At 71.6% G+C, this 14,900-nt stretch carries 13 protein-coding genes and 1 pseudogene; 7 read left to right on the forward strand and 7 right to left on the reverse strand.

The annotated features are described in order from the left end of the window. Positions 1-56 precede the first annotated feature (56 nt). The 4 genes from mce to ACFYPH_RS24670 all read left to right on the forward strand — a co-directional run bounded on the left by mce (position 57) and on the right by ACFYPH_RS24670 (position 6,185). Positions 57-530: a methylmalonyl-CoA epimerase gene (gene mce, locus ACFYPH_RS24655; RefSeq protein ID WP_354856957.1), complete on the forward strand. Its 474-nt coding sequence runs from the start codon at positions 57-59 to the stop codon at positions 528-530. Positions 531-911: 381 nt separating this feature from the next. After that, a complete protein-coding gene (gene ccrA / locus ACFYPH_RS24660) occupies positions 912-2,267 on the forward strand; it encodes a crotonyl-CoA carboxylase/reductase (RefSeq protein ID WP_354856955.1) in 1,356 nt (451 codons plus the stop codon). Positions 2,268-2,552: 285 nt separating this feature from the next. Beyond that, entirely contained in the window at positions 2,553-3,815 is a 1,263-nt protein-coding gene (locus tag ACFYPH_RS24665) for a cell division protein DivIVA (RefSeq protein WP_354856954.1), read from the forward strand. 177 nt (positions 3,816-3,992) lie between these two features. Continuing rightward, a complete protein-coding gene (locus ACFYPH_RS24670) occupies positions 3,993-6,185 on the forward strand; it encodes a hypothetical protein (protein ID WP_387184945.1) in 2,193 nt (730 codons plus the stop codon). A gap of 89 nt (positions 6,186-6,274) precedes the next feature. Here the strand turns inward: ACFYPH_RS24670 and ACFYPH_RS24675 are convergent, their stop codons facing one another. After that, on the reverse strand, positions 6,275-6,586 hold the full coding sequence (locus ACFYPH_RS24675; RefSeq protein ID WP_363941481.1) for a hypothetical protein: 312 nt from the start codon (positions 6,584-6,586) through the stop codon (positions 6,275-6,277). A 334-nt stretch (positions 6,587-6,920) separates the two neighbouring features. On the opposite strand from ACFYPH_RS24675, the gene ACFYPH_RS24680 reads away from it, so the two are divergent. The 3 genes from ACFYPH_RS24680 to ACFYPH_RS24690 all read left to right on the forward strand — a co-directional run bounded on the left by ACFYPH_RS24680 (position 6,921) and on the right by ACFYPH_RS24690 (position 9,124). Then, complete coding sequence (locus ACFYPH_RS24680) at positions 6,921-7,700, forward strand: helix-turn-helix transcriptional regulator (RefSeq protein ID WP_387185113.1); 780 nt, start codon at positions 6,921-6,923, stop codon at positions 7,698-7,700. Beyond that, positions 7,691-7,879, forward strand: coding sequence for a DUF397 domain-containing protein (locus tag ACFYPH_RS24685; protein ID WP_354856950.1), 189 nt, complete (start codon positions 7,691-7,693; stop codon positions 7,877-7,879). Before ACFYPH_RS24680 ends, ACFYPH_RS24685 begins: the two co-directional genes overlap by 10 nt. 150 nt (positions 7,880-8,029) lie before the next feature. Then, a complete protein-coding gene (locus ACFYPH_RS24690) occupies positions 8,030-9,124 on the forward strand; it encodes an AI-2E family transporter (protein WP_387185116.1) in 1,095 nt (364 codons plus the stop codon). 3 nt (positions 9,125-9,127) lie between these two features. On the opposite strand, the gene ACFYPH_RS24695 is transcribed toward ACFYPH_RS24690, so the two are convergent. From ACFYPH_RS24695 to ACFYPH_RS24720, 6 genes and pseudogenes are all read right to left on the reverse strand, one after another. Beyond that, positions 9,128-9,925 carry an alpha/beta hydrolase gene (locus ACFYPH_RS24695; protein ID WP_387184948.1) on the reverse strand — a complete coding sequence of 266 codons (798 nt, stop codon included), beginning with the start codon at positions 9,923-9,925 and terminating at the stop codon, positions 9,128-9,130. Positions 9,926-9,995: 70 nt separating this feature from the next. After that, positions 9,996-10,319, reverse strand: coding sequence for a hypothetical protein (locus ACFYPH_RS24700; protein WP_231640156.1), 324 nt, complete (start codon positions 10,317-10,319; stop codon positions 9,996-9,998). Between the two features lie 691 nt (positions 10,320-11,010). Further along, positions 11,011-11,244, reverse strand: a pseudogene (locus ACFYPH_RS24705) (sigma factor); the annotation flags it as partial. Between the two features lie 40 nt (positions 11,245-11,284). Beyond that, a complete protein-coding gene (locus ACFYPH_RS24710; RefSeq protein WP_355066044.1) occupies positions 11,285-13,075 on the reverse strand; it encodes a 3-hydroxybutyryl-CoA dehydrogenase in 1,791 nt (596 codons plus the stop codon). A 125-nt stretch (positions 13,076-13,200) separates the two neighbouring features. Further along, complete coding sequence (locus tag ACFYPH_RS24715) at positions 13,201-14,274, reverse strand: alpha/beta fold hydrolase (protein ID WP_387184951.1); 1,074 nt, start codon at positions 14,272-14,274, stop codon at positions 13,201-13,203. A 106-nt stretch (positions 14,275-14,380) separates the two neighbouring features. Then, complete coding sequence (locus tag ACFYPH_RS24720; RefSeq protein ID WP_354856940.1) at positions 14,381-14,797, reverse strand: FHA domain-containing protein; 417 nt, start codon at positions 14,795-14,797, stop codon at positions 14,381-14,383. Positions 14,798-14,900 lie beyond the last annotated feature (103 nt).

Genomic DNA, 14,900 nt, shown 5'->3' on the forward strand with positions numbered 1-14,900 from the left:
CTCCGAGGGGGGTGCCGAGCTGTACGCCTTAACGATTGTTCGGCCAGACTAGCGCCATGGCTGAGAACTCCCCCGTCGAGCCCGGTGCGGACTACGTCACAGACATCGGGCTTCGCAAGATTGACCACGTCGGCATCGCCGTCGCCGACCTGGATGCCGCGATCGACTTCTACCAGCGGACCTTCGGGATGCGCTGCGTACACACCGAGACCAACGCCGAGCAGGGCGTACGGGAAGCGATGCTGACCGTCGGGCCGACCGCCGAGGGCGGCTGCGTGCAACTGCTGGCCCCGCTCACCCCGGAGTCGACGATCGCGAAGTTCCTCGACCGCAACGGGCCGGGCGTGCAGCAGGTCGCGTACACCGTGGCGGACATCGACGTGGCCTGCGCGGCGCTGCGCGAGCGGGGCGTACGACTGCTCTACGACGCCCCGCGCCGCGGCACCGCCGACAGCCGGATCAACTTCGTGCACCCCAAGGACGCCGGCGGCGTCCTGATCGAACTGGTGGAACCCGCCCCCACCCACTGACCCGCCCACCCCGGCCCACCGACCCCCGCCCACCCCCGGTGATCAAGAGGTTTGCGTCAATCCGCGGTTCGCAGATGACGCAAACCTCTTGATCACGGGGGTGGGGTCTGGGGTGGGGCATGGGGTGGGTCGTGGGTGGGGCAGGGGGGTGGGCGCGCACGTCTGTGCGTGGTTGGCGGGGCGGCCGGGCACCTTCACGCATTGGTGGATGCAGTTTTTCACAGAGGACTTCCCGCCCTAGCTACCGTTCAGTAACGTCCCGGCCCACAGGAGCGCGACCGGGGCCGGATGTGTCGAATGCCGACATGGTGGTCGTGTCCATCGGCCCCGACGATGGCAGCACCCGGCCCGTGCGGGTGCGGGGACGAACCGGAGGTCACCGTGCAGGACATCCTCGAAGCGATCATGGCGGCGGAGGAATCGAACGATCCGGACCGCGAGCTGGCGGGCGTCGCCGGACTGCCCGTGCCGGAGAGTTACCGAGGCGTGGTCGTCCGCGCCGAGGAGGCCCGGATGTTCGACGGCATGGCCACCCGGGACAAGGACCCTCGCAAGGCGCTGCACGTGCAGGAGGTGCCGACGCCGGAGCTGGCGCCGGGCGAGGCGCTGATCGCGGTGATGGCCAGCGCGATCAACTACAACACGGTGTGGACCAGCATCTTCGAGCCGGTGTCCACCTTCAAGTTCCTCCAGCGCTACGGCCGGGTCTCCGAGCTGACCCGCCGGCACGACCTGCCGTACCACGTGGTCGGCTCGGACGCGGCCGGCGTGGTGCTGCGTACCGGCCCGGGGGTGACCCGGTGGGCGGCCGGCGACGAGGTCGTCGCGCACTGCCTCTCCGTCGAGCTGGAGGACGCCGCCGGCCACGACGACACCATGCTCGACCCGCAGCAGCGGATCTGGGGCTTCGAGACGAACTTCGGCGGCCTAGCCGAGCTGGCCGTGGTCAAGGCCAACCAGCTGATGCCCAAGCCGCGGCACCTCAGCTGGGAGGAGGCGGCCAGCCCCGGGCTGGTCAACTCCACCGCGTACCGGCAGCTCGTCTCACACCACGGCGCCAACATGAAGCAGGGTGACGTGGTGCTGATCTGGGGTGCCTCCGGCGGCCTCGGCGGGTACGCCACCCAGATGGCCCTCAACGGGGGCGCGATCCCGGTCTGCGTGGTCTCCTCGCCGGAGAAGGCCGAGCTGTGCCGCCGGATGGGCGCGGAGCTGGTCATCGACCGGGCAGCCGAGGGCTTCCGGTTCTGGAAGGACGAGCAGACCCAGGACCAGGACGAGTGGCGGCGCTTCGGCGAGCGGATCCGCGAGCTGACCGGGGGCGAGGACCCGGACATCGTCTTCGAGCACCCGGGACGGGAGACGTTCGGCGCGAGCGTCTACGTGGCCCGCCGTGGCGGCACCATCGTCACCTGCGCGTCCACCAGCGGGTTCCAGCACCAGTACGACAACCGCTACCTGTGGATGCACCTGAAGCGGATCGTGGGCAGCCACTTCGCCAACTACCACGAGGCGTGGCAGGCCAACCGCCTGGTCGCGCTCGGCAAGGTGCACCCGACGGTGTCGCGTACCTACCCGTTGGAGCAGACCGGTCAGGCCGCGTACGAGGTCCACCGCAACGCGCACCAGGGCAAGGTCGGGGTGCGCTGCCTCGCGCCCGCCGACGGGTTGGGCGTCCGTGACGGGGAGTTGCGGGCCCGGCACGAGGAAGCGATCAACCGGTTCCGGGGGCACTGAGCGGGCCACCGGCCGGACGGATGAGCAGCCGGTGGCCAATGCGGTGATCGGCCATTGTTCTTCCACCCCCATTAGCGGGAACCCATCCGGATCGAACAAAGGGCCACGGGGCGCACCCGTGGCCCTTTTTCGTGTCACGCTGCGTGGCGCCCGTCCCGCCCGGGACCTGCCAAGATCGCCGATTGGTCCGGCCTCGGCGGCCAGGTCAGTTGACCATGTAATGAGGACACGAAAGCTCCGCACCGCTCTTGCGAAGCACCCTGGGGCGTCTGCCAGTATGTCCCAATGCCCCAGCAGCAGTCCTCCCCTCTCGCGTTCTTCGATAACGCGAACTCGCAGCCAGATTTCACCGTTGGCCTGCGCGGATACAACACTCACCAGGTCGATGACTTCATCGGCCGGATGACCGCCGCGCTGACCCAGTCCGAGCAGGCCCGTGCCGAGGCTGAGCAGCGGATGAACGACGCCCAGCGTCGCCTCCGCCAGGCCGAGCAGCGCATGAGTGCGCTGGAGCAGAAGCTCACCGACACGAACAAGCAGCTCGAAGAGAACAGCCGGCCCACCCTCTCCGGGCTCGGCACCCGCGTCGAGCAGATCCTCCGGCTCGCCGAGGAGCAGGCCAACGACCACCGCAACGAGGCCAAGCGCGAGTCCGAGGGCATCCTCTCCGCCGCCCGCCTCGAGGCCCGGGAGATCACGGACAAGGCCCGCGCCGAGGCCGCCGCGATGAAGGCCAGCGCCGAGCGCGAGGCCGGCAACCTGCGCACCGCCGCCGAGCGCGAGGCCGCCGAGGTCCGGGTGCAGGCCCGCCGCGAGGCCGACACGCTGCGCGCCGACGCCGACCGCGAGACCAAGCAGCTGCGTACGGTGACGGCGCACGAGGTGGCCGAGCTGAAGTCCACCGTCGAGCGGGAGGTGGCCACCCTCCGGGCCACCGCCGAGCGGGAGATCACCCAGCACCGCTCGAAGGCCGCCCGCGAGGCCGAGGAGAAGCGCGCCGAGGCGACCAAGCTGCTCACCGACGCACGGGACAAGCGCGACAAGGACCTGCAGGCTCTGGAGCTGCAGCTGGCCGAGCGGCGCGAGAAGGCCGAGCGCGAGGAGTCCGAGCGGCACGCCGCCCAGGTCGCGCAGACCCAGAAGATGGTCAGCGAGGCCGAGCAGCGCGCCCGGGCCGCGCAGGAGCGCGCCAAGGAGATCGAGCAGCGCGCCGAGGCCCGCCGGGTCGAGTCGGAGCGCAACGCGGCCGAGACGATCGACAAGGCCAAGGCGCACTCCGAGAAGACGCTCAACGAGGCCAAGGCCGAGTCGCAGCGCCTGCTCACCGAGGCGCGCACCGAGGCCGAGCTGACCACGCAGGCCGCCCGCCGCGAGGTCGAGGACCTCACCCGGCAGAAGGACGCGGTCACCTCGCAGCTCGGTCAGATGCTCTCCGGGCTCGCCGGCATCGTGCCCGGCATGCCGGCGGCGGCTGCCCCGGCGGCCAAGCCGGAGGCGAAGAAGACCGACGGCGGGCAGGAGCGGGTGACCGCGGAGACCGCCGGCTGACGCGAGGCGTCAGGTCGGGGCATCGACGGCGCGAGGTGACACCGGGTGACCGGTGTGACCTCGCGCCGTGTGCGTTTCCCAACCCTTGGTGTGGCGCCCTCGCCACGGAGTGAAGTAGGTCCCACAAGGGGCGTCCGTATCGCCCCAGCAGGGGGCGATGCGTGTGAGGATGGGGGCATGTCGCACGGCGAGGAACTGTTCGCTCTCGGCGGGGACGTGACCACGGAGCCCAGCTTCGAGTCCGCTCTGCGGGGGTACGAGAAGAAACAGGTTGACCGGTACGTCGCGCGTGCCGAGCACGAGATCGCGACCCTCGCCGCCGAACGGGAACAGGCCTATACACAGATCCACAAGCTCGCCGGCCAGGTCGAGGTGCTGCAACGGGATCTGACCCAGGTCCGCAAGCAGATGAACGTGGTGGACCGGGCCTCCTTCCGGCACCTGGGTCCCCGCGTCGAGTCGATCCTCACCCTCGCCGAGGAGCAGGCCGAGCAGATCCTGTCGGCGGCCAACGAGGAGATCGACGCCCGTCGCGCCACCGCCGAGCACATCATCGAGGAGGCCCGCGAGCAGGCCGCGCGGGCGTTGAAGGACTTCGAGATCGCTCTCGCCGCCCGGCGCCAGGAGGAGGAGCGGCACAGCGCCTCCCGCCGCGCGGAGGCGGACGCGACCCTGCGGTCGGCCAAGGACGAGTCGGCGAAGCTGCGCAAGACCGCACAGGACGAGCTGGCCAAGGCCCAGCAGGAGGCCACCCACCTGCGGGACACCGCCAAGGAGATCCACACCCGGGCACAGCAGGAGGCCACCAAGCTGCGCGAGGCGGCCCGCGAGGCGCTGACCACCGCCCGGCAGGAGGCCGGCGAGCTGCGCGAGGCGGCCAAGGAGGTGCACGCCAAGGCACAGCAGGAGGCCAAGCGGCTCACCGACACGGCGACCGAGGCGGGCCGGGCGACCCACGCCAAGGCACAGCAGGAGGCCAAGCAGATCATCGACGACGCGTCGATGGCCGGCCGCGCCACCCGCGCGAAGGCCCAGCAGGAGGCCGAGCGGCTGACCACGCAGGCGTCCGAGTCGGCCAAGCGCAGTCGGTCCGAGACCGAGGCGTACGTGCAGCGGATGCGCAGCGAGACCGAGGCGTACGTGCAGCAGTCCCGGGCGCAGACCCAGCAGGAGCTGGGCGCCTGGCGAGCCGGCGTGGAGCAGGAGGTCAACTCGCGGCGCGAGGCGGCCGACCGCGAGCTGGCCCAGCGACGGTCCACCGCCGAGCAGGAGTTCGCGAAGCGGCGCGACGAGCTGGACAAGCAGCACGAGTCCCGCAAGCAGGAGCTGGAGTCCACGTTCGCCAACCGCCAGCAGGAGCTGGAGTCGGGTTGGGCTGCGCGCAGCGCCGAGCTGGAATCCGAGTTCACAGCCCGCAAGAACGAGCTGGAGACCGAGTACACCGCCCGCAAGAACGAGATCGAGCAGGGCGCCGATGCGATCCGTCAGGCGGCCGAGCGGGACGCGTCGGCCCTGCGCCAGCGCGCCGAGACGGAGTCGGCCGAGCTGTTGAGCCGCGCCGCGACCGAGGCGGGTGACAAGCGCCGCAAGGCCGACGAGCACGTCGCGGCCTCGCGCCGCCAGTTCGAGGAGTACGCGGCCACGACCCAGCAGCACCTGGCGACCACGCAGCAGCACCTGGCGGCGACGCAGCAGGAGGCGGCCGCCGGCCGGCAGCAGCTCGCCCACGTGATGTTGGAGATCGCGCAGGCCCAGCAGCAGCTCGCCGACCTGCGGCAGGAGACCTGGAAGGCGCGGCAGGAGTCCGACGAGCTCGAGCGGCAGATGGCCGAGGTGCGGTTGCGCAGCACCACCGGCCCGATCGACGGCCCGACCGCACCGGCCACGGACGACCGCCCCGACCCGACGGCCGTGACCGAGCCGGCAGGCGGCCAGGCCGCGACCGGGTCCGGTATCGGTGACGACGGCGCTACCACGCCCGACGACGCTGGTGCGCCTGTCGGCGCCGGCACGGCGAGCGGCCTCACGACCGAGCCCGACGACGCTGGTGCGCCTGTCGCGGCCGGCACGGCGCTCGGCCTCACGACCGAGCCCGACGACGCCCGGCAGCCGGCGAACGCCGCCGCGGCCGGCGAGTCCGAGCAGTCCACGGCCCGCCCGGTGGCCGAGCCGGTGACCACTGTCGACGGCGGCGCGGCCAGCGCCGGGGTGGACGGCGAACCGACCGTGGCGGCCGTTCCGGGCGAGGGTGGCCGGGGCGCCAAGCCGACGAAGATCACCAGCACCGGTGAGAACGGCAAGCGCCCCAGCAAGCCGACCACCGACGAGCGCAGCGCCAAGCCCAGCAAGGTCACGATCGAGAAGGACTGACGGGCACCCACCCGTCCGAGCTTCGAGATCTTGGACAGTTTCCGTTCAACAGGAACGGAAACTGTCCAAGATCTGCGCGTCGGCCGGGTCTAGTCGATGATCGGGCGGCGGAACGGGCCCCACGCGACGAACCGTTCGAACAACTCCCGGGGCGTCGGCCCGTCGTAGGGGTTGAGCTGGTACAGGTCGTGTGCCGCCTCATGGTAGAGGCCGGCCAGGTAGATGGTCAGGGCCACCGGGTCCGCGTCAAACTCCGCCTTGAGCAGCAGCCGGGCGTCCGCGCAGGGCCATGGTCGGCCGTCGGCCCGGCAGCACCACAGAGGCCGCAGCGGGGTGTGCGGCGTCCGATCGCCGCAGGCTCGGGGAAACAGGGGGTACGGCCCGAGCCGCGGCAGCGGCAGCCCGGACGTACGGGCCCGTTCCTGTGGACCGGAACCCGACGGCGTGCAGCCGGCGGGCGACCTCGGCACCGGGTGAACGGGGTCGGACCGACCGGAACGGCGAAGGCGCGGCATCGATACCTCCTCGACTGACTCAGAACGGACGCGCCGCCGGTTGGGGCGACAGCGGCGACCGGGTACGTGACAGTCTGCTGAGAACACCACTACGGTCGGAAGGCATCGTCGTGTCCGCCGGCGTGACTGGGGTAACGGCGTGGTCCGCCGGGTCGACCGGTGGCGATCACCAACAACCTGCGGAGGCACTGTGGAAGGCGACGCCGCGCCGACGGCCGACATGATCCGCGCCCAACTGCGCCGGCTGCGGACCGCCGCCGGGATGAGTCAGGAGGAGTTCGGTCGGCTGGTGCACTACTCCGGCTCGATGGTGTCCGCGCTGGAGCTGGGCCAACGGCCGCTGGACCGGCTCTTCCTGGCCCGCGCCGACGAGGTCCTGACCACCGGAGGCTTGCTCGTGCACCTGCTCAAGCTCGCCGAGCGCGACGGCCTGCCGAGCTGGTTCCGGCCCTGGTTGGACGCCGAGCGGACCGCCCGCCAACTGCGCTGCTTCCAGCCCACGCTCGTCCCGGGTCTGCTGCAGACCGAGAACTACGCCCGCGCGGTGATCCGCTGCGACGATCTGCTCAGCGACGACGAGGTCGAACGCCGCGTGCAAGCGCGCCTGGACCGCCAGTCCATCCTCACGCAACCCGACCCACCGCAGCTCATCGCGGTCGTGGACGAACACGCGCTGCGGCACACCGCTGAGCACATGCGTGGGCTCATGGTCGAGCAACTCACCCAGTTGATCACCTACGCCCAACGCCCGCCGGTCAGCGTGCACGTCATTCCCGCCGAGGTTGGAGTGCACGTCGGGATGTCCGGACCCTTCACGCTTGCGCGCGGCGCCGACGGTGGCTGGGTCGGCAACCTCGAAAACCAGCTTGCCGGCGTCGTGGTTGACCGAGATGGTGACGTAGCTACGCTGCTCTCACGATGGGAGACGCTGAGAAACGAAGCGCTCTCTCATCGGCACTCGATTGACCTGATGAAGGAAGCAGTGAATTCATGCACCTGAGCGGCGCGGTTTGGCGCACCTCCACTCGCAGCGGTAACAGTGAGTGCGTCGAGGTGGCGGACAATCTGCCCGGACTGGTGGGGGTGCGGGACAGCAAGGACCCGTCCGGCGCGGTGCTGGTGTTCGCGACAGCCGCGTGGCGGGCGTTCGTGGCCGCCGCCCGCCATCCCACCGCCTGAGCCGGGAGGTCCCTGGTGCCGCAGCACGACCCGTCCGGCGACGACCCGGACGTGACCCCAGGTCCCCCGCGAGCGGAAACGCCACCGCCGGCGGAAACGCCACTGCCGGTCGAGACGCCGCCGCCGGACGAGACGCCGCCTCCCGTGCCGGTGCCGGCACCGGGGATCGACCCGGAGGAGCCGCCTGCCGTGCCGTCCGGGAAGTTCGGCACGCCGGGGCGTCCACTGCGACGCAGCAGCTTCCTGGTCGGCTTCACGGGCGCGCTGGGCGTGCTGCTGGCGTACACCCTCTATCTGGGGATTCGCAATGCCGGCGGCATCCTCGTGCTGGTGGTGATCGCGCTCTTTCTCGCGGTGGGCCTCAACCCGGCGGTGGTGCGGCTACGCACCTGGGGTGTGCCCCACGGCCTGGCGGTGACGGTGGTGGCGTTGACCGTGGTGCTGCTGCTCTGCGGGGGTGTGGTGGCGCTGGTCCCGCCGATCGTGACGCAGTCCGGGCAGTTCATCGACCAGATCCCGAGCCTGCTCGACGAGCTGCGCCGCAATCCGACGGTCAATGACCTGGTGGAGCGGTACGACGTGGTGGAGCGGGTGCAGGGCGCGGCCAACGCGGCCACCATCGGCCGGGCGCTCGGCGGGGTGCTCGGGGGCGCCCAACTGATCTTCGGCACGGTGTTCCGGACGTTGACCGTGCTGGTGCTGACCATCTACTTCCTGGCCTACTTCAACCGGCTGCGCTCGCTGGGCTACTCGGTGGTGCCCCGGTCGCGGCGGGAGCGGGTGCAGCTGATCGGCGACGAGATCCTGGCGAAGGTCGGCGCCTACATGGTCGGCGCGCTGAGCATCGCCGTGCTGGCCGGCGCGACCACCTTCGTCTTCGCGCTGATCGTCGGGCTGCCGTACCCGTTCGCGCTGGCCGTGGTCGTCGCGGTGACCGACCTGATCCCGCAGATCGGCGCGACCCTGGGCGCGGTGATCGTGAGCCTTGTCGGTTTCGCCGCCGACCTGCCCACCGGCGTCGCCTGCGCGGTCTTCTTCCTGATCTACCAGCAGATCGAGAACTACCTCATCTACCCGAAGGTGATGCGGCGTTCGGTGGAGGTCAACGAGGTCGCCGCCCTGCTGGCCGCGCTGCTCGGGGTGGCGCTGCTGGGCGTGGTGGGCGCGCTGATCGCCATCCCCACGGTGGCCGCGTTGCAACTGATCCTGCGCGAGGTGGTGCTCCCCCGCCAGGAGCGGAGTTGACTGTCAGTCGGCCCGCCCGGGGACGGGCGTGTCCGCGAAGGCGGCCACCGTCCGGTCGGCGTACGCGCTGACGTCGCCGGTCTCCATCGGCCCGTCCCAGGTCGTCGGCAGCGGCACCTCGACCGCCGGGTTGACCCGCTTGACGATCTCGTCGAGCACGGTCTCCGCGTCGCCGACCCAGAGGTGCTTCGCGCCGGGCACCCCGACCACCTCGGCCTGCGGCACCGTCGCGAACCGCTCCCGCGCCTCGGCCGGGCGCAGGTAGTCGTCGAACTCGGGCACCAGCGCCACCAGTGGTCGACCCGAGTCGGCCCAGGTCGCCAGATCGTCCGGGGCCGAGAACCGCAGCGGCGGGGAGAGCAGGATCGCTCCGGCCACCGCCGGGTCGCACCCGTACTTCAGGGCCAGGTCGGTGCCGAACGACCAGCCGACCAGCCAGATGTTGGGCAGTTCGGCGAACTCCGCGTACTCGATGGCGGCGGCCACGTCGTAGCGCTCACCCACCGCGCCGTCGAAGGCCCCCTCGCTGGTGCCGCGCACACTGCTCGTGCCCCGGGTGTTGAACCGCAGCACGGCCACGTCGGCCAGCGCGGGCAGCCGCCACGCCGCCTTGCGGAACACGTGGCTGTCCATCATTCCGCCGTGGGTGGGCAGCGGGTGCAGGCAGACGAGGGTGGCCACCGGGGGCCGGTCGGCCGGCAGGGCCAGTTCGCCGACCAGCCGCAGACCGTCGGCGGTGTGCAGCTCGATGTCCTCCCGGCGGCCGGGCAGGATCGACGACGCGCGGATCGCTGTGCTCACCGCTCAAGTCTGTCGCGAACTCACCGCCGCCGCCCGCCCAGGCACGATCAGGGTGATCCAGGTCGCTCGCTCAGTAGCGCGGCGTGCCCCGGCCGCGCTGCACCGCCGGGCCGCGCCGCTCCCGGGCACGCCAGCACCCGCTGTGCCAGTGCCGGCGGTCGGTCAGGTCACCCAGGCCGTCGGCGGGCCAGGCCACGAGGTGCGCCACCCCGGGTCGGATCTCCTGGTCACAACCGGGGCAGCGGTACGTCTTGACCGACGCGCCCGCCCCGATGCCGCGTACCTGCCAGGCGCCGTCGGTCCACTGCTGCACCGAGGCGACACCCTGCCGGACGCGGTCGGCGTCCAGGTTGGCGTTCTCGTCCCGGCGAGGGCGATTGCGACGAGGGCTCACAGTCACCAAGCGTACGGTCCGTCGGACGGACCAGCCCCCGGGCCGGTCCGTCCGACGGCTGCGATCACTTCCAACTCTGTGGCCGCGTCGGGTCCTCGACGACCCGCGCTCCCGCCAGCACGGTCGTCGCGTCCGCCTCGGTGAAACCGCTCGTCGCGCCCGGCTCGACGCCGGTCGGCCGCGGGCCGTCCCACTGCCAGCCGAAGTTCACGCTCACCACCGTCTTGCGGATGCCGAAAAGATCCAGTGTCGTCCCGTCCGCGGAGAGATTCGCGGGCCGGCCAGCGATGGTCCGGTTCCCCTCGGTACGGGTGCCGGCCCCGCTCGCGTAGCGGTAGTTCACGAACATGACGTGGGTCGCCGCCCGCGCAAGGGTGAAGTCCGAGGTGACCAGTCTCGGGTATGAGCTGACGTCGACCGAGCAGGAGGTGATCGGTGCGCGGTCGGGCAGGCTGCCGAGCCGCAGCGGCACGGCGCACGACCGGGCCTCGTTCCAGCGCAGCGCCCGGACCGCCTGCTCCAGCCCGGCGCGGTCCCCTCCCAGGATGACGGCACGGGCGTACAGACCCGGCGCGGGACGCCACGACGTGACCACGCCACTCGCGCCATCGCTCGTCGGGTGGATCGTGCCGTCGAAGGTCTGGGGCCCCGGCCCGGCCACGTCGACCTGGACGTTGCCGAACGAGACGCTGGTGGACAATTCACGGCTCGACCGGCGACGCCACCAGGAGTTGTTGGCGTTGACGAGCATCCGGCGCACGTACACGTCGGGCCGGTCGGCTCGGGCGATCTTGCGCCAGTGCACGTACGCCCGGGACAGCACCTCCTGGGTGAGGTCCTCGGCCCGGTGCTCGTCACCGGTGAGCAACCGCGCCAGCCGCACGAGGGCTGGGCCGCGGCTGGAGACGTACTCCTCGAAGGTCACATCCGGTAGACGCGGCCCGGTCCCTCCGGCGTTGACCCGGTCAGCGGTGCGAGTGGTCGCGGAAGCCGCGGCGGGTCTTGCGGCCCAGGTAGCCGGCCGTGACCAGGTGCTCCAGCAGCGGCGCGGGCGCGAAGCCCGGCTCGCGCAGCTCCAGGTACAGCTCCCGCTGGATGGCCAGCGAGACGTCCAGCCCCACCACGTCGAGCAGCTCGAACGGGCCCATCGGGTAGCCGCAGCCCAGCTTCATGGCGTGGTCGATGTCGTCGGCGGTGGAGTAGCTGGCCTCCAGCATCTTCACCGCGTCGTTCAGGTACGGGAAGAGCAGCGCGTTGACGATGAACCCGGACCGGTCGCCGCAGACCACACCGGTCTTGCCCAGCGCGGCGCAGACCGCCCGGGCGGTGGCGGTGGCCTCCGGGGAGGTACGGATGGTCCGGACCACCTCGACCAGCGGCATGACCGGCGCCGGGTTGAAGAAGTGCAGGCCCACCACGTCGGCCGGCCGCTGGGTGGCCATCGCCACGTCGATCACCGGCAGGGACGAGGTGGTGGTGGCCAGCACCACGCCCGGCTTGCAGATCTCGTCGAGGCTGGCGAAGAGCGCCTTCTTCACGCTCAACTCCTCGACGACCGCCTCGACCACCAGGTCGACGTCGGCGAGGTGGTCGAGCGTGGCCGACCAGCTGATCCGGCCGAGCGCGGCGTCCCGGTCGGACTCGGCGAGCTTGCCGCGCACCACGCCCTTGTTCAGCGAGGTCTTCACCGCCTCGCAGACCGCCGCGGACTTCTCCGCGCCCCGGGTCACCGAAACGACCTCGTAGCCGGCCTTCGCGAACACCTCGATGATCCCGGTGGCCATCGTCCCGGATCCGACGACACCGACCTTCGCGATCGCGCGCGCGCCGTCGGCGAGCGCGGCCTCCGTGGCCGGCGGCGTCGCCTCGTCCGGTACGACGACCGGGGAGCCGGGCCGCTGGTAGGTGTAGAAACCCCGACCGGACTTCCGGCCGAGCAGCCCCGCCGTCACCATCTGCTTGAGCAGCGGCACGGGGGCGTGCCGGCGGTCCCGCCCGCCGCGGCGGTACATCGTGTCCAGGATCTCGTACGCGGTGTCCAGGCCGATCAGGTCCATCAGCGCCAGCGGGCCCATCGGCAGGCCGCAGCCGAGCTTCATCGCCGCGTCGATGTCCTCCCGGGTCGCGTAGTGCGACTCGAACATGCCGACCGCGTGGTTGAGGTAGCCGAAGAGCAGCGCGTTGGCGATGAAGCCGGCCCGGTCGTTGATGGTGACGTCGACCTTGCCCAGCCGGGCGCACAGCGCCTCGACGTCGGCGACCACCTCGGGCGACGTGACGACGGTGCGGACCACCTCGACCAGCTTCATCACCGGCGCCGGGTTGAAGAAGTGGATGCCGATCACCTGGTTGGGCCGGGTGGTGGCGACCGAGATCTCGGTGACGCTCAACGACGAGGTGTTGGTGGCGAGAATGGTGTCCGGCCGGCAGACCCGGTCCAGCTCCGCGAAGATGCGCTGCTTGAGGTCCAGGTGCTCGGGCACCGCCTCGATCACCAGGTCCACGGAGTGCAGGGCGTCCAGCCCCACCGCGAAGCGCACCCGCTCGTGCAGCGCGTCCCGGTCCGCCTCGGCGAGCTTGCCCTTGGCCACGGCGCGATCGGTGGAGCCGGTGAGGGTGGCCCGGCCGCGCTCCAGCGCCGACTCGGAGATCTCGACCGCGAGCACGTCGATGCCGTTGCGGGCGAAGACCTCGACGATGCCGGCACCCATGGTGCCCAGCCCCACCACACCCACGGTGCTGAACTCGCGCGCCACGATCGGCCTCCCCAGACACTCCGCACGGCCACTGAACGGCCGCTAAGGTTATGCGCGCGAGTCTGCCACGTGACGCTCGGTTGTCGAGACGCCGTGGCATATTTCACCCACGGCGCGAGGGGCCGCTAGACGGCCGGCACGCCGGTCAGCGCGAGCAGCTCCGCGACGAACTCCGCCGGGCGTTCCAGGTGCGGGCTGTGCCCGCAGCCGGGCAACACCACCTCGCGGTACGCGCCGCCGGCCGCCGCGTACCGCTCCAGCACCGCACGGGTCTGGCCGACCATCGGCTGCGGCGGGCAGGACTCCTCGCCCGGCCAGCCGGGCACGACACCCAGCGAACCCAGGTACGCCAGGTCGAACAGCGACGTGTCCGACACGATCACGTCGGCGTCCCCGCGTACCCAGGTGACCGGCGGCTTGGGTGCGACGGCCACCAGCTCGTCGGCGATCCGGAACCAGGTCGGTGCGAGCGCGTTGAGCACGCCGCGCTCCCCCGGCGCGGTGCCCGGCCAGTTCGCCGAGGGCACCGCCGTACCGGGGTAGTTGTCGTCGCCGGTCGCCGTGGACAGCACGCTGTCCAGCAGCAGCTCCTCGTCGACGCCCAGCGAGGCGGGATCGGCCACGTAGGTGGCCCGCAGCACCGCGCGCGGGCTGGCCGGCGCGTCGGCGTCGAGATCACCCGCGGCGAGCCGCGCGACGAAGTCGGGGTTGGCCGTGCCGGCGCCGGTACCGGCGAAGTCGGGGGTGGTCGGCGTGCCGGTCAGGTCGCGCGTGCCACCGAAGCCGTACGGCGACACCGGCGCGGCCAGCAGCAGCGCGCCCACCCGGTGCGGATGGTCGACCAGCAACCGCATCGCCACTCCCCCGCCCAGGGAGTGCCCGACCACCACGGGCAGGCCGCTGCCGCTGGCGAAGAGCGTCGGGTCGTCCAGCAGGGCGGCGATGTCGTCGGCGAAGTCCCGCAGGCCCCGCGTGGCGTTCACCGGAGCGGTCGCGGAGTCGCCGTACCCCCGTAGGTCAGGGGCCACGACCCGCAGCGTCGGCGGCAGCCGCCGGAGCAACGGTTCCCAGAACAGCGAGGACGAGCAGTTGCCGTGGATCAGCAGCACCGGAGTGCCGTCCGGCGGGCCGGCCACCCGTACCGCCTGGGTCGTGCCGTTCGCCGTCACGATCCGCTGCTCGCTCTCCATCCGCGGCATGCTGCCACGCCGTTGTCCGCCGGTCCAGGTGCTGGACAGCCACCCGGCGGCACCGCCCGGTGTGGCGGACCACCGCCCACACCCCGGCAGGGGCCTTCGCCGCGGGTCAGCGGCGGCCGGTGGGCGGGGTGGCCAACGGCAGGGGCAGCGTCGGGCGGATGTCCCGCCGGGCCGGGCCGAAGCTGAGCCCGACCGGATCCGTGTGGGCGACCCCCGGGTCGAACAGGCGCAGCTCGGTCCGACCGAGCCGGATCACGTCGCCGTCGGAGAGGCGTTCCACCTCGGTGATCCGGCGGTCGTTGAGCCAGGTGCCGTTGGTCGAGCCCAGGTCACGCAGCGAGGCACCCTCCGGGGCCAGCCACACCTCGGCGTGCCGGCGGCTCAGGTGCGGGTCGTTGATGACCACGTGACCGGTCGGTGCCCGACCGATCACCTGCGGCTCGACCCGAAGGCGAAAGCTCGCGCCGCGCATCGGCCCACCAGCGACCGTCAACAGCGGCAGCAGTTCCGGATGTTCCTCCATGGACAGTCAGCCCTCCACCCCACACCGTTACTCCGCGCGTCAGCCTGCCATCAGACGGTAATCGTCAATACCGACCAGCCGGTCAGCTCCTCGTCACCTCCCG

The sequence above is a fragment of the Micromonospora sp. NPDC005252 genome, from assembly GCF_042872475.1.
Taxonomy (GTDB): Bacteria; Actinomycetota; Actinomycetes; order Mycobacteriales; family Micromonosporaceae; genus Micromonospora.

Coding starts and splice junctions, on each gene's coding strand:
- ACFYPH_RS24665 (WP_354856954.1), top strand. CDS start 2,553: ATGCCCCAGCAGCAGTCCTCCCCTCTCGCGTTCTTCGATAACGCGAAC.
- ACFYPH_RS24670 (WP_387184945.1), top strand. CDS start 3,993: ATGTCGCACGGCGAGGAACTGTTCGCTCTCGGCGGGGACGTGACCACG.
- mce (WP_354856957.1), top strand. CDS start 57: ATGGCTGAGAACTCCCCCGTCGAGCCCGGTGCGGACTACGTCACAGAC.
- ACFYPH_RS24715 (WP_387184951.1), bottom strand. CDS start 14,274: ATGCCGCGGATGGAGAGCGAGCAGCGGATCGTGACGGCGAACGGCACG.
- ACFYPH_RS24680 (WP_387185113.1), top strand. CDS start 6,921: ATGATCCGCGCCCAACTGCGCCGGCTGCGGACCGCCGCCGGGATGAGT.
- ACFYPH_RS24685 (WP_354856950.1), top strand. CDS start 7,691: ATGCACCTGAGCGGCGCGGTTTGGCGCACCTCCACTCGCAGCGGTAAC.
- ACFYPH_RS24720 (WP_354856940.1), bottom strand. CDS start 14,797: ATGGAGGAACATCCGGAACTGCTGCCGCTGTTGACGGTCGCTGGTGGG.